Source organism: Rhodococcus (subgen. Prescottella) equi (assembly GCF_003013675.1).
Taxonomy (GTDB): Bacteria; Actinomycetota; Actinomycetes; order Mycobacteriales; family Mycobacteriaceae; genus Prescottella; species Prescottella equi.
In genome coordinates this window covers 700,163-721,043 of record NZ_CP027793.1, presented here as the reverse complement: position 1 = coordinate 721,043, position 20,881 = coordinate 700,163, and the positions used below count along the sequence as shown (strand labels likewise).

Sequence of the window (20,881 nt, the reverse complement as noted above, 5' to 3'; positions counted from 1 at the left end):
TCCGCGATGAACGATGTGCCCGCGTCGACGGTTGCACGCGACACCCGGGAGACCATCGCCCGGCTCGCGCCCGGAACCGCCCTCCGCGACGGCCTCGAGCGGATCCTGCGTGGACGCACCGGCGCGCTGATCGTGCTCGGTTACGACGACCAGGTCGAGGAACTGTGCGACGGCGGCTTCGAACTCGACGTCGACTTCGTGCCCACCCGGCTGCGCGAGCTGTCGAAGATGGACGGCGCCGTCGTGCTGTCCACCGACGGCACCCGCATCCTGCGCGCCAATGTGCAGCTGGTGCCGGACCATCGCATTCCGACCGTCGAATCCGGGACCCGGCACCGTGCGGCCGAACGGACCGCGATCCAGACCGGATATCCGGTGGTGTCGGTGAGCCAGTCGATGAGCATCGTCAGTGTGTACGTCGGCGGGATCAGGCATGTCATCAACGCGTCGGAGACGATTCTCTCGCGCGCCAACCAGGCCGTCGCCACCCTCGAGCGCTACAAGTCCCGCCTCGACGAGGTCACCAGGCAGCTGTCGGTGGTCGAGATCGAGGACTTCGTGACCCTGCGCGACGCCCTGACCGTGGTGCAGCGACTCGAGATGGTGCGCCGGGTCTCGGTCGAGATCGAGCAGGACGTCCTCGAACTGGGGACCGACGGCCGGCAGCTGGCACTGCAGCTGGAGGAACTCGTCGGCGACAACGACGCCGTCCGGCAGCTGATGGTCCGCGACTACCTGGCCGGCAGCGAGCCGGCCTCGGCGACGGCGGTGGATAGCACCCTCGCCGCGCTCGACAAGCTCACCGACGTGGACCTGCTCGACCTCACGACGCTTGCCCGCGCGTTCGGGTACCCCGGGACGATCGAGGCCCTCGATGCGCCGATGAGTCCGCGCGGCTATCGCGTGCTCACCAGGGTTCCGCGGCTGCAGTTCATGCAGATCCACCGGCTGGTCTGCTCGTTCGGGACGCTACAGGGACTGCTGGCCGCAACTGCCGCGGACCTGCAGTCGGTGGACGGCATCGGCGGCCTGTGGGCCCGGCACATCCGGGAGGGCCTGTCGCGACTCGCGGAGGCGTCGATCAACGGGCCGTACGACTAGGCCGGTCCGTCGGGCCGGTGCCGTCGGCTCATGCGATGTTGAACGGCTCCGGGTTGCTCTTGAGGGAGCCCAGCTGCCCGACCACGGTGTATCCGCCGGGGGCCACCGGCTCGCGCGGCGCCGTGCAGCCCGGCGCCGACGTCTTCGCCGACCACTTGACGGTGAAGCGTGCCTGGCCGCCCGGCTCCAGCGTCCGGACCTCCGGCTCCGACGACGGGAAGCAGTCGACGTTGGACCACAGGCGGTTCGCGCCGTCGAGCGAGTACACGAGCACCTGCTGCAGGCCCGACCCGAGGTCGCGCTCGCACGCGTTGGTGCCGATGTTCGTGATGGCGATCGTGAAGCCCGGCTCGTCACCCGCCTTGTACTGCGGCTGGTCCGGGGTCACCTTGAGCGCGAGCGACTGGTCGGCGCAGTCCTTGGACGGGTTGGCCGACGTGGTGCTGCTCGCCGTCGTCGTGGAGGACGAGTCGGCACCCGAGGTTCCCGACGGATCCTCGGCCTGCGACGTCGTCGGCGCCTCGCTCGATTCCGTCAGCTCGGACGTGGCCGCGGCGGCGGTCGACTCGGAGTCGTCGTCACCGCCGCCGATGGACAGGACGATCCAGACGATCAGCGCGAGCACCACGACGGCGGCGCCGATGGCGAGCGCCCGCCGGCGCCAGTAGATCTCCGGGGGCAACGGTCCGTTCGGTTCAAGCACGACTCAACCGTAATTGGCCCCGGCCGGTACCCGCCTGAGCAGCCTCGGCGTGTCGCTCCCCCGAAGCTGCCGGACCATGCATTAAAGAAGTGCCGCCCCGGCTCCGCGCACACCGGCGGCCCCGGAGCCGATATCGCTCCGGGGCCGCTGTGACGGAGGTGTCAGTCGACGGACTCGCCGACGTCGCCGACGACGCTCTGCAGTTTGATGTCGCCCTCGGCGAGCTTGTAGGTGACGCCGACGATGGCGCACTTACCGGCCTCGACGGCCTCGGAGATGATCCGCGACCGCTGCATCAGCAGCGAGCCGGTCTCCACGACGTGACGGCCCTCGAGGTCGTCGACGGTGCTCAGGCCCTCGCGGCGCCCCATCAGGATCGACGGCGAGACGCGCTCGACGACGTCACGGATGAAGCCGGCCGGAATGGCACCGTTGTCGAGGGCGTCGAGTGTGGCCTTGACGGCGCCGCAGCTGTCGTGGCCGAACACGACGATCAGTGGGACATTGAGGACCGCGACGGCGTACTCGATGGATCCGAGGACGGCACTGTCGATCACGTGACCGGCCGTGCGGACGACGAACGTGTCGCCGAGGCCCTGGTCGAAGATGATCTCGGCGGCGACTCGGGAGTCACCGCAGCCGAAGATCACTGCGGTTGGATGCTGGGCGTCGACCAGCTTCGCACGGTCGGCAATACCCTGGCTCGGATGCAGCGGGGTACCACTGACGAAACGCTCGTTACCCTGCTTGAGGGCTTTCCAAGCGGAGATCGGGTTGGAATTGGGCATGGGGCAATTGTGCACCCTCCGCCGCCTGCCGTCTCGATTGGACCGATGACGAAAGCCCGGAGTGGTGAACGGAGAAGGATGAGGGATTCGGTGTCTTCGGGGTCTTCGGTGTCTTCCGGGTCGGTCGACGGCGCGGCGCTGCTGCGGTGGTACGACGAGCAGGCGCGGGACCTGCCGTGGCGCCGGGACGGCGTCACGGCCTGGCACATCCTGATGAGCGAGATCATGCTGCAGCAGACGCCGGTGGTCCGCGTCGCCCCGATCTGGGAGGAGTGGGTGCGCCGCTGGCCGGTGCCCTCGCTCATGGCGGCCTCGAGCCAGGCCGACGTCCTACGCGCGTGGGGCAAGCTCGGGTACCCGCGGCGGGCACTGCGCCTGCACGACTGCGCGGGCGTGCTGGCACGTGAGCACGACGACGTGGTCCCGGCCGACGTCGACGTACTGCTGAGCCTGCCCGGCATCGGCGACTACACCGCCCGCGCGGTTGCCTGCTTCGCGTACGGACAGCGGGTTCCCGTGGTGGACACCAACGTTCGACGCGTCGTGGCGCGTGCGGTGCACGGCCGGGCGGATCAGGGCAACCCGGCGGCCAAGCGCGACATGGCCGACGTCGACGCGTTGTTGCCCCGCTCCCGCGAACGGGCGGCACGGTTCTCCGCGGCGTTGATGGAGCTGGGAGCGACGATCTGCACCGCCCGCACCCCGGACTGCGCGAACTGCCCGCTGCCGCGCTGTGCGTGGGTGGAGGCCGGGCGCCCCGCGTACACCGGAGAACCCCGCAAGGTGCAGAAGTTCGCGGGCACCGACCGCCAGGTCCGCGGAAAGCTGATGGACGTACTGCGCGGCAGCGCGCACCCGGTCGAACGCGCCCAGCTGGACCTGGTGTGGCTCAGCGATCCCGGACAACGCGACCGCGCGCTGGACTCGCTGCTGGTGGACGGCTTGATCGAGCAGACCGAGGACGGGATGTTCGCGCTGGCCGGCGAGGGCAGTCGCTGACCACCGTCAGCGCAGCGACGTCAGGAACTCCTCCACCGCGGTCCGATACCGCTCGGGCTGGTCGTCGTGGACGAGGTGGCCGGCCTGCGCCACCCACACGTACCGGGCGTCGTGGCCGTCGAGCATGCGACGCATCTGCCCCTCGGGAGTGATCGTGAACTCGCCCTCGATGAGCAGCGCGGGCGCGCGGACGGCGTCCCACTGCGCCCAGAAATCGCGGGTGCCCCACTCCTCCGAGATGTCGCGGAACGTCTCGACGTCACCGTGCAGATACCAGCCGTCCGGGCGCCGCTCGAACGAATCGAGGAAGTAGCGGCCCGCAACCTCACCGAAGTACTCGAGCACGGAGTCCTCGGTGGGGAACGGCTGTGGCCACGCGGAAACCATTGCGGCCCAGTCCTGTGCGGTGCGTCCCCGGAAGTCCGGCGCCATGTCCTCGAGCACCAACGCGCGTACGCGATCGGGGTGCGACGCGGCGAAGCACCACGCGTGCAGCGCCCCCATCGAGTGCCCGATCACGGTGAGCGGCTCGTCCAGTCCGGCGACAGCAGCGGCGAGGTCGGCCACGAACAGCTCCGTCGTCGGCTCCCCGTCGATCGGCCGCCCGTGCCCGGCCGCGTCGAACGTGTAGACGTGGCCGTGTTCGCGCAACCACGACACGTGCCGCGACCACGTCCTGGCACTGCCCATGAGCCCGTGCAGGAGCAGTATCGGCCGCCCCGTCCCACCCTCGTCGTGCAACACGGATCCGACGGTAGCCGAACCCCCGGCGACTCGGGGAGAACCCGCGTGGGCCCGGAGTACCCTCGCGAGCATGGCAGTCGTGAAGATCAATGCAATCGAGGTACCCGAGGGTGCCGGACCCGAACTGGAGAAGCGGTTCGCGAACCGCGCGCACGCCGTGGAGAACTCCCCCGGGTTCCTCGGGTTCCAGCTGCTGCGTCCGGTCAAGGGCGAGGGCCGCTACTTCGTGGTGACGCAGTGGGAATCCGACGAGGCCTTCCAGGCGTGGGCGAGCGGGCCCGCCCGCGAGGCGCACGCCGGTGAGCGCGCGAAGCCCGTCGCGACCGGCGCCTCGCTGCTCGAGTTCGAGGTGGTCCTCGACGTGGCGGCGAAGCCCGAATCCTGATCCACCGCATCCGGTTCGACGACGAACCGAGCCGGTAACGGACAAATCGGTCACGGTGTCGATCATCCGATTGACACCGTGACTTCGGGATGCCAGAGTTCGCTCGACAGAGCGATGGATCGACGGTAATCCGGTGCCATTCCGGAGCGGTCGCGCCACTGTGATCGAGGGTCTGCCCTCGAAAGCCAGACACCCCGGCCATCGCATGGACCTAGCGGGACGCGTAATCCCCAGGAGGCACCGATGGCAATCGCCTATTCACCCGACAAGTCGGCCGATTCGGCCGCTGTCGCACTCATCGCGGCGGCAGTAGTGCTGCTCGCCATGCTCGCGCTCTACCTGGTCGGGTTCGACCAGGGCGCAATCTCCCGCAGCGGCATGTACATGCACGAATTGATGCACGACGGCCGACACCTGCTGGGCCTGCCGTGCCACTGAACACGCTGACGCCCGTCACCGAAAGCCTCAGGACCCTACTTCTGCGCGGACTACTGGCCGGCCTGATCGCCGGTCTGCTGGGCGGTGTCGTCGCATTCGCGCTCGGTGAGCCGCACGTGCAGGCCGCGATCGAGATCGAGGAATCCGCCGCACCGGCCGAACCGGACCACCACGTGGGCGAGACCGCTCCGCACGATCACAGTGCGGAAGCCGCTGAGCCGGAGGGACACTCCCACGGCGACGACGCCCTCGTCAGCCGTACCGGGCAACGTTTCGGCCTGTTCCTCGCGACGACGCTCGCCGGCCTGGCGCTGGGCGCGATCTTCGCGGTAGTCGTGCACTACGCACGCCGGTTCACCGCGATGGCGGGCACCCCCCTCGCCATCGCGGTGGCTGGATTCGGTTGGCTGGCAATCGAAGCCGTGCCGTTCTTCAAGTACCCCGCCAACCCGCCGGCGGTCGGCGACCCGGACACCATCAACGAGCGGACCCTGCTGTGGCTCGCCTCGGTGCTCCTCGGCTTGCTCGCCGTTGCGGCGGCCGTCTACGCGGGGCGTGCGCTGCGGGATCAGGACCTGGTGACGACCCGTGTCATCGGACAGGTTGCCGCGTTCCTCGCGGTGGTCACGATCGGCTACCTCGCCCTACCCGGAATCAACGAGGTCGGCGAGGACTTCCCCGCCACCCTGCTGTGGCAGTTCCGCATCTCGTCTCTCGCCACCCAGGCCACACTGTGGCTGGCACTCGGCCTGGCTTTCGCTTTCCTCACCGAACGCGGGGCCCGGCGGGCGGTCCGCTAGCTCAGACCGCGCACGAATCGTCGGCGCAGCCCTCGGCATCCCCGCCGGGGGCTGCACCGCTGTCCGCACCTTCGGTGTCGGCGTCCGCGACGGCCCGCCGCAGCAACTCCGTGAACACGTCCTGCGGCTGCGCCCCCGACACCGCGAGGCGGCGGTTCGCGACGAAGAACGGCACCCCTGAGACCCCGAGTTGCCCGGCCGCCGTGAGGTCGGCCCGCACCAGGTCGGCGCCGGCGTCGCCGGCGAGTGCGGCCGCCGCCTCGGCGGCGTCCATCCCGACGCTCGCCGCGAGGTCGGCCAGCACGTTCCGGTCGTCGATCACCTTCCCGTCGGTGAAGTGGGCCCGGAACAGCGCCTCCAGCAGCGCATCCCGGCGCTCCCCCGCGAGATGCAGCAAGCGGTGCGCGTCGAACGTGTTGGCGGCGATCACGGTGTCGAAGTCCATGACCAGCCCGTCGGCCGCCGCCGTCGCGGCGACGTGCTGGAACATCTGACGCACCTGGTCGGCGGGCATCCCCTTGAGCTCGACGAGCGCCTCGAGTTCGCCGCGGCGCGCGCCGACCGGGGTGTCCGGCGCGAGTTGGTACGACCTCCACACCACCGAGACCCGATCCCGATCCTCGAACCGGTCGAGGGCCGCCGTGAAGCGGCGCTTACCGATGTAGCACCAGGGGCAGGCGACGTCCGACCACACCTCGATCAGGGCGGTCGGCGCAGCGGGCTCGTTCTCGGCGGGCTCGGCGCCGACATTGCTCTCGATGGTCACGACGCATTCGAACACACGGCGGACGCGACTTGTTCCGCGCCCGCCGCCGACCGGTCAGCGCCGCGCCAGTTCCTCCCTCAGGACGCGCTTGAGCACCTTGCCGGTGCTGCTGCGGGGCAACCCCGCGGACCCCTTTGCAATCACCAGGCGCTGCGGCGTCTCCCCGGGATCGATACCGCGATCCACCAGGAACTGCCCGATCTCCTCGAGACTGATGGCGGCGCCGGGCCGGCACGCCACGACGGCGACCACCTGCTCACCCAGCCGACCGTCGGGGCAGCCGATCACCGCAGCCTCCGAGACGGCCGGATGCTCGGCGATCATCGTCTCGAGATCGACCGACCCGATCCGCACGCCGCCCCGCCGGATGATGTCCGACGCCCGGTCGACGAAGCGCAGATAGGCGTCGTCGGGGCCGTCGATCACGAACAGATCGCCGGTCATCAGGAAACCGTCCGCATCGAACGGGTCGCGGTCGCGCGCCGGGTTGAGATACCCGGAGAACACCGTCGGCCCCTTGACGCGTAGTTCGCCGAGCACACCGGGATCGACGATCTCGGCACCGGTCTGCTGATCGACCAGCTTGAGCACGGTGCCCCGCCCGTGACCGGAACGCGGGTACAGCATCGCGTGCGGCCGATCGTCCGAGCGGGCGTCGGGGTCGGACCGCAGCGTGACACCTTCGATGGTGCCGAAGAAGTTCACCAGTTCCACGCCGTACCGCTCCCGCCAGCGCTGCACGGTCTGCGGGTCCAGCGGCCCCGCGCCCACCCCGATCCGGGTGAGGGTGGACAGGTCGACGGACGGCCCCTCCATGACGTCGACGGCGGCCAGCATCGACGGGCGTCCGGCCGTGTACGTGACCTTCTCCTCGGCGATCTGCCGCACGAACACGTCCAAACGGAACGGCTGATGCTGCACCAGAACACATCCCGTGGACAGCCAGGGCAGCATCGTCCCGATGATCCCCGCCGACGTCATCATCGGGAACGGGTTGAGGATCACGTCGTCGGCGGTGAGGCCCGCCGCCTCGACGACACCACGCGCGTGGGCGAGGGACTCGCAGTGCGCGTGTGGAACGCCCTTGGGCCGCCCCTCGGTGCCGGACGTCCAGCAGATCGCGATGCAGTCGTCCGCCGCGGGACTGTCGGCCGCGACGTGCGCCGCAACCTCTGCGATGTCCGCGGCGGTGGCGACGCCGTGGCCTATCCGGACGACACCGTCCGGCACGCCGACGCCGTACGAGAGAACGGTCCGCAGCGTCGGGATCTGCGTTCGCACCGAGATCACCCGTTCGGCAACGTGATTGGAGCCGATCCGAGCCGCGGTGACGAAGGCGCTCACACACGATTCGTTGCACACCTCGACGATCTCGGGTTCGGTCGAGTGAACGGCGAGCAGCGAGACGATCGCCCCGATCCGCCAGACGGCCAGCACGACGGCGATCTGCTCGACGGTGTTGGGCAGCTGGACACCGACGACCTCACCGGCACGGACCTCGGCGCGCAACAGCATCGCCGCGAGCCGATCGACCTCGGCGTCCAACTCGGCCCAGGTGACCCGGCCGGGGACCCCGTCCACGTACTCGGACTTGTCCACCGGGTCGACGACCGCGAGCTGACTGCCTCGATCTCGCACCCTTTCGGCCAGTAACTGCTGGACGGTGTCCTGAGTCCAGACACCGGACTTGGTGTATTCGTCGATGCGGATCTGAGGGTGAATCTTCAGGCTCCCCATGTGCCCTCCCTGGTCTCACGATCCGACGTCCCCGACAGCCGTCACTCCACTGGATGTGTGATCTATGTCACTAGATTTATCACGGTCGGGTTACTTGCGCGAGTCGCAGACCATCGGATAGGGCACGACCTGCGGAAATCAGACGAATCCCACGAAGTAGGGCAAGTGTCCAGGTCAGACGACCAGGCCTGCTCGGTAGGCCTGCAGGGCGGCCTCGACACGATTGCGCACACCGAGCTTCTCGAAGATCGCCGATACGTGCGACTTCACCGTGGTCTCGCCGAGGAACAGCCGGCGGCCGATGTCCGCGTTCGATTCACCTTCGGCGAGCACGGTCAGGACTTCCCGCTCCCGCTCGGTGAGCCTGCTCAGATCGGGGCGTACCACCGGCGTCGAACCAGCCGTCCCTTCGCTCTCGGACACTATGCGCCGCAGGGCCTCCGGGCTGAAAAGCGTGTTTCCCGACGCCACCACACGGACCGACTGATGGAAGGTGAGCGGGGCCTCGTCCTTGCTCAGGAAGCTGTGCGCACCGGCCGCGACGGCCTGCACGACGAGGTCGTCCACGTCCATCGCGGTCATCGCGATCACCTTCGGCGGCGACTCCAGCTCCATCAGGCTGCGCGTCGCCTCGAGACCGCCTGTCCGGCGCATCTTCAGGTCCATCAGCACCACGTGCGGCTGCAGCGACGCCACCGCGGCAGGCACCTCGTCGCCGTCACTCACACACCCCACCACCACGATGTCCTGTGCAGGCTCGAGAATGTCCGCTACCCCCCGTCGAACGAACGGATCGTCGTCGACGATCAGAACCGTAATTCCCCCAAGGTCTTCCATAGTGTGGACAGATTAGCGGCCGACACCGACATTTCCGGCCGATCAAGCAGTCCAGGGAACCCAGCAACTCACCACGAACTCCGATCCGATACGCCCGGCCTCGAAGGACCCCCCGATCTCCCGCGCCTGCTCCGCCAGCCCGCGCAACCCGGTCCTCGATCCGACTCCGACTTCGGTGACACTGTTGCTCAACGCGTTCCGGACCAGGATCCGGATCCCGCGCTCGGGTGCACCTTCGAGGGAGATCGCGACGATCTGGTCGGACGCGTGCTTCTGGGCATTGGTCAACGACTCCTGCACCACGCGGAAACAGACGTGCCCCGACAACACACCCACGTCACCCGGTGCGAGGTCGGTGGCCAGTGTGCAGTGCATGCCGGCGGCACGGGCCGCCTGCACCAACTGGGGCACCGCGTCGATTCCCTGGTGCCGGGCCGACTGCTGGGGACCACCGGTGCCGCGCAGGACCCCCACGATGCTCTTGAGATCGTCGAGCGACTCGTGGGCGGTGGCTCGGATCTGTGCCGCCGAGTTGACGACCTTCTCCGGATCGTCGGCAGCATTGACCTGCAGGGCTCCCGCGAACAGCGAGATGCGGCTCAGACCGGCGGCCAGCGTGTCGTGCATGTCCCGAGCGATCCGGGTCCGTTCCTCGGCCCGGATCATCTCGTCGCGCATCACGTCGCTGCGTTCGGTCGCCGCGTCTCGCACCTGTTCCGCCTCCACCAGCGCGCTCCGCGTACGAACCACGGTCGCCGACGCCAGAACCAGGGCGACGACGATCGCCGCGACCAGCAGCGGGATCCACGCCGCGACGACGTACTGGGGCATCGGGCTGCCGTCCTCGGGCTTCTCCGAGGCCATCGTGAGAACCGAGTACTCACGCAGGCGATGCGCGTCGTACAGCAGGGACACCGCGCACGCCACCCAGACCGCGACCGCCGCACCGGCCAACCGGTATCCGCGTGCAACCCCGGCTACTGCGAAGAGCGCGACGAGAGCGGCGGTGGCATCGGTCTCGAACACGATCGGGCCGACCAGCGCGATCGCCAGCACCAGCCAGGGACGCTCGTGCCGCCACACCAGTGCCGCCGCGGCGACGAGGTTGAGGACGAGTCCCACCCCGTGGTTCCACGCCGGCGTGTTCGCCGACATCGACGCGAGCCCGACGGTCATGAGCGAGCAGAACGCACTGAACGACACCGCGAGCACGGTCCACACTCGACGCCGGATCCGCACGGCTCTCTCGGGATTCACGAGGAGGACGGTACGCAATTCGACCGACACCGCGGCATCCGACGGAGGTCGGATCGTCGCAGGCGCGAACAGTACGAAATGAGGAGACGATCGGTCCGTGAGGAGGAAGACGCCGACGGCACCACTGCGATGTGCTCGTCACAGCACGACGCGCGCCGCCACCCGACTGCGCGCCACGAACATCGAAAGGAAGCTCGGTGAGCGCTCCGCAGCAGTTCCCGCATCCGCAGCAGCCCGGCTACACGCCTCCCCCACCCGCGAAGAAGAACTGGTTCGGCCGACACAAGGTACTGACCTCGCTCGGCGTCGCCGTCGTCGCGATCATCGCGATCGTCGCGGCCACCGGAGGATCGGGCGACGGCCCCACTCGGGAAGCCCGCGAGGCCGGCGCCGCCGTCGAACGACCGTCGGATGCCCGGATCGGAACCCCTGTCCGCGACGGCAAGTTCGAGTTCGTCGTGCACGGGGTGGAAGCCGGAGTTCCCACGGTCGGGACGAACGAGTACCTCACCGAGAAGGCGCAGGGGCAGTTCGTCCTCGTACGGATGACCGTCCGCAACATCGGCGATCGGGAGCAGAGCTTCACCACCTCGGCACAGAAGATGGTCGACGCACAGGGACGGCAGTATTCGGTCGACGACATGGCGACCTTCACCCTCGACCAGGGTGTGCCGTTCGAACAGATCAATCCCGGCAACTCCGTGGACGCCACGATCGTGTTCGACGTGCCCGCCGGAACCGTCCCCGCAGTGCTCGAAGTACACGATTCAGTCTTCTCGGGCGGTGAATCGATTCTGCTGCAGTAGTTGTCGGCAGGTCCCGTGCTCGGCGGGGTTCGGCGTCGAGGGGTCGCCGAGCCCCGCCACTCTCACGGTGTCCGGTCCGTCCCCGCGGTTGTGCGATCAGCACAACCGCGTGCAGGCGTGGAACCGTCGCGTGTAGCGTCGGAACTGCCCTCGATCCGACGCCGAAGAGCAGGCCACTCGACCCCCGTCGGCTCGTCGTCGGGCAAGACTGCACGCCGCCTTCGGATCCTGATCCGCCGGGCCGCTCGCACGGTTGGGCCTCGGTGCCGGATCCGCCCCTCTCTCCCACCCGCTCCGGGGCGCACCCCAGGAGGAAACATGACTCTCGTCCACAGTCCCGACAGGGCAATCGAATCGCTCGGAATCGCGCTCGTCGCGGTCGGCGTCGTGCTCCTCGCCCTGCTCACCCTCTACCTGGTCGGATTCGATCAGGGCGCGATCTCGCGCAGCGGAATGTACATGCACGAACTGATGCACGACGGCCGGCACCTCCTGGGGCTCCCATGCCACTAGCAGGATCGCTGCGAAGTCTGCTGCTCCGCGGCCTGCTCGCGGGACTGATCGCCGGCGTGCTGACCGGTGCCGTGGCCTTCGCACTCGGCGAACCACACGTCGCCGCGGCGATCGCCATCGAGGAGTCGGCTCCCGCCGCCGACGCCGCAGGATCACACGACCACGAAGCCGGGACGGCGACACACTCGCACGGTGACGATGCGCTCGTCTCACGGGACGGCCAGCGCGCGGGATTGTTCCTGGCGACCACTCTCGCCGGTATCGCGATCGGCGCGATATTCGGAGTCGTCACCCACTACGCGAGACGGTTCACCACCGTGGCGGGTCCGCTGCTGGCACTCGGTCTGGCCGCAGGAGGTTGGCTCGCGGTCGAGGCGGTGCCGTTCTTCAAGTACCCGGCGAACCCACCCGCGGTAGGCGACCCGGAGACGATCGACCAGCGCACCTGGCTGTGGTTGGCGGCGCTCGCGCTCGGACTGCTCGCAGTCAGCGCGACGGTGTACACGGCGAAGATCCTTGTCTCCCAGAGGTACTGGACGATCAGGGTCGGCGCCTCGATCCTCACGTTCCTGGTGATCGTGACGGTCGGCTACCTCCTGCTGCCGGGTGTGAACGAGGTGGGAGACGACTTCCCCGCAACTTTGCTGTGGGAGTTCCGGATCTCGTCGCTGGCGACCCAGGCGACATTGTGGCTGTGCCTCGGCCTCACCTTCGCATTCCTCACCGAACGCGCACAGCGCAGGGCGACGCACGGGCCGGTTCCCACTGCCGTGTACGACGCGACGACGACCGGCACAGCGCGACCGTAGGAGGGGCACTGGCGAGGTTTCGAAAACGACCGCACAAGCACCCCGAACCCACATGGAAGGGAGACCTCCATGACCACCGAAAACCAAGCCCGATTCCAGACGCTCACCGATGGTCTGGCCAAGATCGCACCAGCGGAGCACGACGTCCAGGATTCGCCGTACACGATCTCCAACGCACGGTACGACGTCCTGCGGCACGTCCTCCACGACGTCGGCGGGCAGCCCGCGCTCTCGGTCCCGTACCTGGAGAAGGGCGAAGAGTCGTGGGAGTTGAACACCTACGTCACCTGCGAGTGCCTGGCCTGGCGGGGCTCGTGGAATGCGGAGATGCGTCGGCGGGCCGAGGTCGATCTCGGCGAGACGCAGTACTTCGGCTATCCGTACTACGCCCGATGGCTCACCGTGGCGGCCAAGGTGATGGTCGACAAGGGCCTCATCCCCCTCGACGAACTCTGCGACCGCGTCGACCAAGTGCGCGCCCGGCTTCAGGAGGAACGGAAATGACCCCCAAGTTCAAGGTGGGCGACCGCGTGGTCGTGAAGGACCAGACGAGCCTGTTCCACACCCGCACACAGGCGTTCGTGCGCAATCAGGAAGGGACCGTCGTCGAACACCGCCCCGAGTGGGTGATACCGGAGGACGAGGCGTTCGACAAGCTCGAGACCGGACGCAAGGAACCCTTCTACGTCGTCCGCTTCAAGCAGACCGATCTGTGGCCCCGCTACACCGGGTTCCCCGTCGACACACTCGAGACCGAGTGCGCAGAAGGTTGGCTTCGGCCTGCCGGGACGAACGAGTGAGGAGGAGAAGTGAGCGATCCACACAAGCCCATCCAGGCCTCCGAGGAGATCAGTGAGTTCGAGGTCCTCGAGCTCGCCCTGCGCGAGCTCGCCATCGAGAAGGGACTCTTCTCGGCCGAGGACCACCGCCGATTCTCCGAGTGGGCCGAATCCATCGGGCCGTCAGGCGGCTCCAAGCTGGTAGCCAAGGCCTGGACCGACCCCGAGTTCAAGAAGCGACTGCTCGAGAACGGCACCGAGACGTGCAAGGAGGTGGGTATCGACTGGCGTGACCCGACCGGCAGCGGCACACCGAGCGACTACACGTTCTTCTACGTTCTCGAGAACACCCCCGAGGTGCACAACGTGATCGTGTGCACCCTGTGCTCGTGCTATCCGCGGCCCGTGCTCGGCATGTCGCCGGACTGGTACCGGACGCCGAACTACCGGCGTCGCATGGTCCGCCGTCCCCGCGAGGTACTCGCCGAGTTCGGCCTGCACTTCCCGTCGAATGTCGAAGTGCGCGTGCACGACTCCAACCAGAAGTCCCGGTTCATGGTGATGCCGATGCGACCCGAGGGCACCGAGGGCTGGACGGAGGAACAACTCCAGAAGATCGTCACCCGCGACACGATGATCGGCGTGGCACTGCCCACGGCGGACTGGGACGCATCGAAGGCACCGTCGGCAGGAGGCGGCCGATGACCGCAACCCAGGGCTACGAGGTCATTCTGCGAACACTGCAACCGGGGAACGAACGAGCCGGCGACCTCGACGACACCGACCGCAAGCCCGATCCCTGGGAGTCGGCGATGCAGGCCACCTGCGAGTGCCTGTCGTGGCGCGGATCGTGGGACAACCTCGAACGCCGCCACACCGAGGACGAACTCGGCGAAACCATCTACAGCCAGTTCCCGGTGCACTCGCGGTCGGCCATCACCACCGCGCATACCTTCCTCGATCGCGGCATCGTCAGCCAGGACGAACTACGCGCGAAGATGGAACAGATCCGGGCGAGGCTCGAACGCACCTGAGAATCGGGAACCTTTCCGCCCCAGTACGTTCGAGCGCTCACAACCAGGGGGCTACTCGAGCGCGGCGTCCAGCGTGATGGCGACGCCGGTCAGAGCCTTGCTCACCGGGCAGGACTCCTTGGCGGCCTGGGCGACGCGGGCGAACCCCGCAGCGTCCAGGCCGTCGACCTCTGCGCGCACCGTGAGTACGATGCCGGTCAGTTTGAATCCGGGGTCGTCCGGCCCGAGCGAGACGTCGGCGCGGATGTCCAGGCTCTGCGGGGTACCGCCCGCCTCCCCGATCAACGCCGACAACTGCATCGCATAGCAGGACGAGTGCGCCGCCGCGATCAGCTCCTCGGGACTGGTCGTACCCCCGGCATCGTCCGCTGCCCGCTTCGGAAACGACACTTCGAACGTGCCGACTCCCGAACTGGTGAGTTCCACTTGACCCGAACCCTTTTCGAGTGTCCCGTTCCAGGCGGTACGTGCGGTGCGTGTGGGCATGTGCAGATCCCCTCTCGTCGGTAGGTCCACGTCCTCCTCGCAAACTACCCCCTATCGTGTACTTGCATGGGACAGCTGGAGAAGGTCGGGCTACGCCGCGAATCGCTCGGCTTCGCGATCGGCTCGATCCTGTTCGCAGTGGGCGCGCTCCCGGGCTACGCGACGAGGGTGGGCAGCGAGGCCGACAACCTCACGTACTTCGTGGGCTCTCTGTTCTTCACCGTTGCCGCCTTCATCCAACTCCGGCTGAGCGGACGCCTGATTCCCACCGCCTCGACATCACGGGTGGACCGGTACGACTGGTGGTCGGCCTTCGTGCAGTTCGTCGGCACCCTGCTGTTCAACGTCAGCACCGGCGCCGCCCTCGTACACAGCCTGACCCTGCCCGAGCACCGCGAATTCGTCTGGCAACCGGACGTGTTCGGTTCGCTGTGTTTCCTCGTGGCCTCAGCGCTCGCCGTCGTCGCCACCACGGACGTCGACGGGCTGTGGGATCCGCACGCGCGGAACTGGGGCAGCACGTGGCTCGGCGCGATCGGCTCGGTCGCCTTCGGGGTGTCCGCGGCGGGCGCCCTGCTCGTCCCCGGAACGCATCGGCCGGAGAGCGCGACGGCCGCGAACCTCGGCACACTGATCGGGGCGCTGTGTTTCCTGGCCGCGGCACTGTTGATGCGGCCGTCGTCGCCCCGGGTGGCGACGGGCGCCGGGGACTGACGGAGCTCAGGACCGCGACTCGGCGCGCTCGGCTGCCGCCCGGTCGATCTCGCGATAGCGCTCGAGCAGTTCCCGCTCCCCGTCGCGGCGCGGGTAGGCGAAGAAGACCAGCGCTGCGCCGACCAGGACGATCACGATGGCCGCGACGTATGCCCGGGAGTCCCCGTCGAGGAACGCTGCGCGGGCGGCAGCGGTGATCGCGTCCGCGTACTGCGGGTACCGCTCCGCCACGTTCTCGGCGCCGGCGAAGGACTTCTCGAGCGCCGCCTGGGTCTGGTCACCGACGTCACCGGACTGCGGGGCGGCGGCGATCGCGGCGGCGAAGGACGCCGCGTACCCGGCGGTGAGCAGCGCGCCGAGCACCGACTGCACGATGGCTCCGCCCAGGTCGCGCTGCAGGTCCGCGGTGCCCGACGCCATTCCCGCCCGCCACACCGGCACCGACCCGGTCAGCGAATGCGAGGCGGGCGTACCAGCCAGACCCACACCCGCTCCGAGCAACATGTAGCCGAGCGCGATCTTCCAGTACTGCGCGTCCTCCTTCCACAACAACAGCGCCACCAGCAGTCCCAGGACGATCGCCGCGTACCCCAGCAGCAACGTGAATCTGGCACCGTGCGACTCGACGAGCTTCGCGGACTGCGGGGCGACCACCACCATGACGGCTGCGGCGGGCAGACCGGCCGATCCTGCCGCCAACGTCGAGTACCCGAGCACGTTCTGCATGAACTGCTGTCCGATGAACAAGGTCCCCATGAGCGTTCCGAAGACGACTATGCCCGCGACCGCCGCGACCCAGAAGATGCGGCGGCGAGCCACCCGCAGGTCGAAGAGAGGGAACCTCGCGCGTAGCTGCCGGACGGCGAAGGCCACCCCGGCGGCCAGAGCCACCGACAACATCGACAGTGCCGTCGTACGCATTCCGGCGACGGGGGCGAAGTTGATTCCCAGCACCAGCGCCGCCACCAGGATCACCGAGACGATGCCGCCGAGATGATCGACCGGGTCGGCGGACTCGTTGACGTGGCTCGGCACGAACACCACCGCCGCGCCCAGCGCCACCAGCGCCAACGGGACCGTCACCAGGAACACCGAGCCCCACTCGAACGACTTCAGCAGGGCCCCGGACACGAGCGGGCCGAGCGACGAGATACCGCCACCGATCGCGGACCACAACGCGATCGCCTTCGTCCGTCCCGGCCCCGACCAGAGCGCGGTGATCAACGCGAGAGTGGTCGGGAAGGCCATGCCGGCCGCGACGCCACCGAGCAGTCGGGCGACGATCAACACCTCGACGGTCGGCGCCGTCGAGGCGATGACGGATGCCGGCACGGACAGCGCCATCCCCAGTACCAGCATCATCTTGCGCCCGTACCGGTCGCCGAGTGCTCCGAGGTAGAGCACCGAACCTGCAAGTCCTACCGAGTAGCCGACGGCAATCAGGTTGAGCTGCGTCTGGCTCGCGTCGAACGCCTTGCCGATGTCCGGCAACGCGACATTCGCGACCGCCAGGTTCAGGTTCGCCACAGCGGCGACGAGGATCAGCGCCGCCAGGACGAGTGGGGCCCGAGCGGGACGAGTCCCCGCCGCTGCGGATGTCATCCGGCCAGTCCACACCATCCCGACCGGTGCGTGGCCCGAAATGCCGATGCTGCGCCGGCGAGCCCCGGATCTGGCATAGCGTGCTGCCCATGACCGTCGACACCGACCTCCCGGCGCTCGCCGAGAGCACGGCCCGAATCGTCGCGCTCGCGCACGCCGCGCACAGGCGCCATCTCCGGCACCGCGGACGAGGACCGATCCTGATCGGCATCGACGGACCATCCGGCGGCGGCAAGTCGACGCTTGCCGCGCGGGTCGCCGCGGCGCTGGACGACGCCCCGACAGTTCGCATGGACGACCTGTACCCCGGCTGGGACGGCCTCGCCGCCGCGGTTCCGCGGTTGGTCCGACAAGTCCTCTCCCCGGCCCGGCACGGCCGGATCCCGCGGTACCGCCGGTACGACTGGCACCGCGGCGACTACGCGGAGTGGCGTGCCGTCCGCCGTCACCGGTACCTCGTCGTCGAGGGCGCCGGGTCGACGTGCGGCGTCGCCCGGGAGTACTTCGCGGTCCGGGTTTTCGTCGACGCCCACCCGGACGACCGGATGCGTCGGGCACTGGAACGGGACGGCGAGATATTCCGCCCGCACTGGGACCGGTGGGCGCGGCAGGAATCGGCGCTGTTCGGACCGGACCGCACCCGGCGCGCCGCCCACGTCACGGTGTCGACGAGCTCTGCCCTCACCGGAACCGAGATTCGGACTCAGGCCTCGTGACACGACGACGCCCCGCGAGCTTTCGCTCGCGGGGCGTCGCTTTACGTGAACCTACTCGGCCGAACCGCCCTCGGAGGGGGTGGAGTCACCGGCACCGGCCAGCGCCTCGGCAGGCGAGTCCGGAACCTTGACCGGCTTCGGGGATCCGTGGAACGTGAACTTCGCGTTCTCGCCGGCGCCCTCGCCGTCCCAGCCCTCGACGTCGACCAGGACGATCTGGCCCGGGCCCAGTTCGTTGAAGAGGATCTTCTCCGACAGCTGGTCCTCGATCTCGCGCTGGATGGTGCGACGCAGCGGTCGCGCACCCAGGACGGGATCGAAGCCGCGCTTCGCGAGCAGCGACTTGGCCTGCTCGGTCAGCTCGATGTCCATGTCCTTGTTCTTCAGCTGCGCCTCGACGCGACCGATCATCAGGTCCACCATCTGGATGATCTCGTTCTGCGAGAGCTGGTGGAAGACGATGATGTCGTCGATACGGTTGAGGAACTCGGGGCGGAAGTGCTTCTTGAGCTCGTCGTGAACCTTGAGCTTCATGCGCTCGTAGTTCGACTCGCTGCCCGTTCCCGCCGAGAAGCCCAGACCCACGGCCTTGGAGATGTCCGAGGTACCGAGGTTCGAGGTGAAGATCAGCACGGTGTTCTTGAAGTCGACCGTACGACCCTGACCGTCGGTGAGACGGCCGTCCTCGAGCACCTGCAGGAGGGTGTTGTAGATCTCCTGGTGTGCCTTCTCGATCTCGTCGAACAGGACCACCGAGAACGGCTTGCGGCGCACCTTCTCGGTGAGCTGGCCGCCCTCTTCGTAGCCGACGTAGCCGGGAGGGGCACCGAACAGACGCGACGCGGTGAACCGGTCGTGGAACTCGCCCATGTCGATCTGGATGAGGGCATCGTCCTCGCCGAACAGGAAGTTCGCGAGCGCCTTGGACAGCTCGGTCTTACCGACACCGGACGGGCCGGCGAAGATGAACGAGCCCGACGGACGCTTCGGATCCTTCAGGCCGGCGCGGGTACGACGGATCGCCTTGGAGACGGCCTTGACGGCGTCCTCCTGGCCGATGATCCGCTTGTGCAGCTCCTCCTCCATACGGAGCAGACGCGTGGTCTCCTCCTCGGTGAGCTTGAAGACCGGGATGCCGGTCCAGTTGCCCAGCACCTCGGCGATCTGCTCGTCGTCGACCTCGGCGATGACATCCAGATCACCCGAACGCCACTGCTTCTCCCGCTCGGCACGCTGCGCGACGAGGGTCTTCTCCTTGTCGCGGAGGTTCGCGGCCTTCTCGAAGTCCTGCGCGTCGATCGCGGACTCCTTCTCGCGGCGGGCGTCGGCGATCTTGTCGTCGAACTCGCGCAGGTCCGGCGGTGCGGTCATCCGGCGGATGCGCATTCGGGCGCCGGCCTCGTCGATGAGGTCGATGGCCTTGTCCGGCAGGAAGCGGTCGTTGATGTAGCGGTCGGCCAGGGTGGCCGCCGCGACCAGCGCGCTGTCGGTGATCGAGACGCGGTGGTGCGCCTCGTAGCGGTCGCGCAGACCCTTGAGGATCTCGATGGTGTGCTCGACCGTCGGCTCACCGACCTGCACCGGCTGGAACCGGCGCTCGAGGGCGGCATCCTTCTCGATGTACTTGCGGTACTCGTCGAGGGTGGTGGCACCGATGGTCTGCAGCTCACCGCGGGCCAGCTTCGGCTTGAGGATCGAGGCCGCGTCGATAGCGCCCTCGGCCGCGCCCGCACCGACCAGCGTGTGCAGCTCGTCGATGAACAGGATGATGTCGCCGCGGGTGTTGATCTCCTTGAGGACCTTCTTCAGGCGCTCCTCGAAGTCACCGCGGTAGCGGCTGCCGGCAACCAGCGAACCCAGGTCCAGCGTGTACAGCTGCTTGTCCTTGAGGGTCTCCGGGACCTCGCCGTTGACGATGGCCTGCGCGAGGCCCTCGACGACCGCGGTCTTGCCGACGCCCGGCTCACCGATCAGGACAGGGTTGTTCTTGGTACGGCGGCTCAGCACCTGCATGACGCGCTCGATCTCCTTCGAGCGGCCGATGACGGGGTCGAGCTTGCCTTCCAGGGCGGCCTGGGTGAGGTTGCGGCCGAACTGGTCGAGGACCAGCGACGTCGACGGGGTACCCGCCTCGCCGCGGCTGCCGCCGGCCTCGGCCGGCTCCTTGCCCTGGTAACCCGACAGCAGCTGGATGACCTGCTGGCGGACACGGTTGAGGTCGGCACCCAGCTTCACGAGGACCTGGGCGGCGACGCCCTCACCCTCGCGGATCAGGCCGAGCAGGATGTGCTCGGTGCCGATGTAGTTGTGGCCGAGCTGCAGCGCCTCACGGAGGCTGAGCTCGAGGACCTTCTTGGCACGCGGAGTGAAGGGGATGTGTCCGGACGGGGCCTGCTGACCCTGGCCGATGATCTCCTCTACCTGGCTGCGGACACCTTCGAGGGAGATACCCAACGACTCCAGCGACTTCGCCGCCACGCCTTCACCCTCGTGGATGAGACCCAGCAGGATGTGTTCCGTGCCGATGTAGTTGTGGTTGAGCATCCTGGCTTCTTCTTGAGCCAGGACGACGACGCGCCGCGCGCGATCGGTGAACCTCTCGAACATCGCTCTCCCTCACACTCTCCGGCAATCAGTTCCGAGACCTGCGTCTCGGTCCTCCCGCCGCGTTTCGCTCCGGCACAACAGGCTGACGGCCTCCGGAACCGACGAAGGTTCCACGACCCCACCTCATACTCTAGTGGGCTGCCTTGCGACCTGCCGCTCCTCCACCCGTCAAACGTGCGGAGCGGACCTGCATAAAGTTCTCAACGCCGCAGGTCGCGGAAACGTTTCCCGGACGCTGTACGCCTGAAGCGAACATCACC

The 20,881-nt window shown here is 68.2% G+C and carries 24 protein-coding genes; 14 read left to right on the top strand and 10 right to left on the bottom strand.

The genetic code is table 11. From position 1 onward, the window contains the following. Nucleotides 1–6: 6 nt before the first annotated feature. On the top strand, nucleotides 7–1,101 hold the full coding sequence (gene disA / locus C7H75_RS03330) for a DNA integrity scanning diadenylate cyclase DisA (RefSeq protein ID WP_081185932.1): 1,095 nt from the start codon (nucleotides 7–9) through the stop codon (nucleotides 1,099–1,101). A gap of 28 nt (nucleotides 1,102–1,129) precedes the next feature. On the opposite strand, the gene C7H75_RS03325 is transcribed toward disA, so the two are convergent. Next, a complete protein-coding gene (locus C7H75_RS03325) occupies nucleotides 1,130–1,804 on the bottom strand; it encodes a hypothetical protein (RefSeq protein WP_037084638.1) in 675 nt (224 codons plus the stop codon). A gap of 161 nt (nucleotides 1,805–1,965) precedes the next feature. Continuing rightward, on the bottom strand, nucleotides 1,966–2,592 hold the full coding sequence (locus tag C7H75_RS03320) for a carbonic anhydrase (RefSeq protein WP_005515682.1): 627 nt from the start codon (nucleotides 2,590–2,592) through the stop codon (nucleotides 1,966–1,968). 78 nt (nucleotides 2,593–2,670) lie between these two features. Here C7H75_RS03320 and C7H75_RS03315 point away from each other — a divergent pair, with 78 nt between their 5' ends. Further along, entirely contained in the window at nucleotides 2,671–3,591 is a 921-nt protein-coding gene (locus tag C7H75_RS03315; RefSeq protein ID WP_106850933.1) for an HhH-GPD family protein, read from the top strand. 6 nt (nucleotides 3,592–3,597) lie between these two features. Here C7H75_RS03315 and C7H75_RS03310 read toward each other — a convergent pair whose 3' ends face one another. After that, nucleotides 3,598–4,335, bottom strand: coding sequence for an alpha/beta fold hydrolase (locus C7H75_RS03310; protein WP_106850932.1), 738 nt, complete (start codon nucleotides 4,333–4,335; stop codon nucleotides 3,598–3,600). A 70-nt stretch (nucleotides 4,336–4,405) separates the two neighbouring features. On the opposite strand from C7H75_RS03310, the gene mhuD reads away from it, so the two are divergent. From mhuD to C7H75_RS03295, 3 genes are all read left to right on the top strand, one after another. Further along, complete coding sequence (gene mhuD / locus C7H75_RS03305) at nucleotides 4,406–4,720, top strand: mycobilin-forming heme oxygenase MhuD (RefSeq protein WP_005515686.1); 315 nt, start codon at nucleotides 4,406–4,408, stop codon at nucleotides 4,718–4,720. Nucleotides 4,721–4,963: 243 nt separating this feature from the next. Next, complete coding sequence (locus C7H75_RS03300) at nucleotides 4,964–5,158, top strand: CbtB domain-containing protein (RefSeq protein WP_005515687.1); 195 nt, start codon at nucleotides 4,964–4,966, stop codon at nucleotides 5,156–5,158. Then, nucleotides 5,149–5,958 carry a CbtA family protein gene (locus tag C7H75_RS03295; RefSeq protein WP_005515688.1) on the top strand — a complete coding sequence of 270 codons (810 nt, stop codon included), beginning with the start codon at nucleotides 5,149–5,151 and terminating at the stop codon, nucleotides 5,956–5,958. The genes C7H75_RS03300 and C7H75_RS03295 overlap by 10 nt, the downstream gene beginning before the upstream one ends. 1 nt (nucleotide 5,959) lies before the next feature. Here C7H75_RS03295 and C7H75_RS03290 read toward each other — a convergent pair whose 3' ends face one another. The 4 genes from C7H75_RS03290 to C7H75_RS03275 form a co-directional block, all read right to left on the bottom strand. Next, on the bottom strand, nucleotides 5,960–6,718 hold the full coding sequence (locus C7H75_RS03290; protein ID WP_175274826.1) for a DsbA family oxidoreductase: 759 nt from the start codon (nucleotides 6,716–6,718) through the stop codon (nucleotides 5,960–5,962). 60 nt (nucleotides 6,719–6,778) lie between these two features. Then, nucleotides 6,779–8,461: a class I adenylate-forming enzyme family protein gene (locus C7H75_RS03285; protein ID WP_106850931.1), complete on the bottom strand. Its 1,683-nt coding sequence runs from the start codon at nucleotides 8,459–8,461 to the stop codon at nucleotides 6,779–6,781. A 174-nt stretch (nucleotides 8,462–8,635) separates the two neighbouring features. Next, on the bottom strand, nucleotides 8,636–9,298 hold the full coding sequence (locus tag C7H75_RS03280; RefSeq protein WP_005515691.1) for a response regulator: 663 nt from the start codon (nucleotides 9,296–9,298) through the stop codon (nucleotides 8,636–8,638). Between the two features lie 42 nt (nucleotides 9,299–9,340). Beyond that, nucleotides 9,341–10,585 (bottom strand): sensor histidine kinase, encoded by a 1,245-nt coding sequence (locus C7H75_RS03275; RefSeq protein ID WP_013414799.1) that lies wholly within the window; start codon nucleotides 10,583–10,585, stop codon nucleotides 9,341–9,343. A gap of 167 nt (nucleotides 10,586–10,752) precedes the next feature. Here C7H75_RS03275 and C7H75_RS03270 point away from each other — a divergent pair, with 167 nt between their 5' ends. From C7H75_RS03270 to C7H75_RS03240, 7 genes are all read left to right on the top strand, one after another. Further along, nucleotides 10,753–11,361 (top strand): DUF4352 domain-containing protein, encoded by a 609-nt coding sequence (locus C7H75_RS03270; protein WP_022593979.1) that lies wholly within the window; start codon nucleotides 10,753–10,755, stop codon nucleotides 11,359–11,361. A gap of 318 nt (nucleotides 11,362–11,679) precedes the next feature. Next, the gene (locus C7H75_RS03265) at nucleotides 11,680–11,874 is read left to right on the top strand and encodes a CbtB domain-containing protein (RefSeq protein WP_005515704.1); all 195 of its coding nucleotides are present in this window, start codon (nucleotides 11,680–11,682) and stop codon (nucleotides 11,872–11,874) included. Further along, nucleotides 11,865–12,683: a CbtA family protein gene (locus tag C7H75_RS03260; RefSeq protein ID WP_106850930.1), complete on the top strand. Its 819-nt coding sequence runs from the start codon at nucleotides 11,865–11,867 to the stop codon at nucleotides 12,681–12,683. The genes C7H75_RS03265 and C7H75_RS03260 overlap by 10 nt, the downstream gene beginning before the upstream one ends. A 69-nt stretch (nucleotides 12,684–12,752) precedes the next feature. Continuing rightward, nucleotides 12,753–13,187: an SH3-like domain-containing protein gene (locus tag C7H75_RS26430; RefSeq protein WP_081122509.1), complete on the top strand. Its 435-nt coding sequence runs from the start codon at nucleotides 12,753–12,755 to the stop codon at nucleotides 13,185–13,187. Continuing rightward, on the top strand, nucleotides 13,184–13,483 hold the full coding sequence (locus tag C7H75_RS26425) for an SH3-like domain-containing protein (RefSeq protein ID WP_005515709.1): 300 nt from the start codon (nucleotides 13,184–13,186) through the stop codon (nucleotides 13,481–13,483). Before C7H75_RS26430 ends, C7H75_RS26425 begins: the two co-directional genes overlap by 4 nt. A 9-nt stretch (nucleotides 13,484–13,492) precedes the next feature. Next, a complete protein-coding gene (gene scnC, locus C7H75_RS03245) occupies nucleotides 13,493–14,167 on the top strand; it encodes a thiocyanate hydrolase subunit gamma (RefSeq protein WP_013414796.1) in 675 nt (224 codons plus the stop codon). Then, nucleotides 14,164–14,496 carry an SH3-like domain-containing protein gene (locus tag C7H75_RS03240; protein ID WP_005515712.1) on the top strand — a complete coding sequence of 111 codons (333 nt, stop codon included), beginning with the start codon at nucleotides 14,164–14,166 and terminating at the stop codon, nucleotides 14,494–14,496. Before scnC ends, C7H75_RS03240 begins: the two co-directional genes overlap by 4 nt. Before the next feature lie 51 nt (nucleotides 14,497–14,547). On the opposite strand, the gene C7H75_RS03235 is transcribed toward C7H75_RS03240, so the two are convergent. Next, nucleotides 14,548–14,982: an OsmC family protein gene (locus C7H75_RS03235; protein ID WP_013414795.1), complete on the bottom strand. Its 435-nt coding sequence runs from the start codon at nucleotides 14,980–14,982 to the stop codon at nucleotides 14,548–14,550. A gap of 66 nt (nucleotides 14,983–15,048) precedes the next feature. Here C7H75_RS03235 and C7H75_RS03230 point away from each other — a divergent pair, with 66 nt between their 5' ends. Further along, on the top strand, nucleotides 15,049–15,696 hold the full coding sequence (locus C7H75_RS03230) for a hypothetical protein (RefSeq protein ID WP_106850929.1): 648 nt from the start codon (nucleotides 15,049–15,051) through the stop codon (nucleotides 15,694–15,696). A gap of 6 nt (nucleotides 15,697–15,702) precedes the next feature. Here the strand turns inward: C7H75_RS03230 and C7H75_RS03225 are convergent, their stop codons facing one another. Then, nucleotides 15,703–17,298: an MFS transporter gene (locus C7H75_RS03225; RefSeq protein ID WP_106851976.1), complete on the bottom strand. Its 1,596-nt coding sequence runs from the start codon at nucleotides 17,296–17,298 to the stop codon at nucleotides 15,703–15,705. A gap of 89 nt (nucleotides 17,299–17,387) precedes the next feature. Between C7H75_RS03225 and C7H75_RS03220 the strand changes: the two genes are divergently transcribed. Next, nucleotides 17,388–18,014, top strand: a complete 627-nt coding sequence (locus C7H75_RS03220) for a nucleoside/nucleotide kinase family protein (RefSeq protein ID WP_233281852.1) — start codon at nucleotides 17,388–17,390, stop codon at nucleotides 18,012–18,014. Between the two features lie 51 nt (nucleotides 18,015–18,065). On the opposite strand, the gene C7H75_RS03215 is transcribed toward C7H75_RS03220, so the two are convergent. Continuing rightward, nucleotides 18,066–20,621 carry an ATP-dependent Clp protease ATP-binding subunit gene (locus C7H75_RS03215; protein WP_005515718.1) on the bottom strand — a complete coding sequence of 852 codons (2,556 nt, stop codon included), beginning with the start codon at nucleotides 20,619–20,621 and terminating at the stop codon, nucleotides 18,066–18,068. Nucleotides 20,622–20,881: the final 260 nt, after the last annotated feature.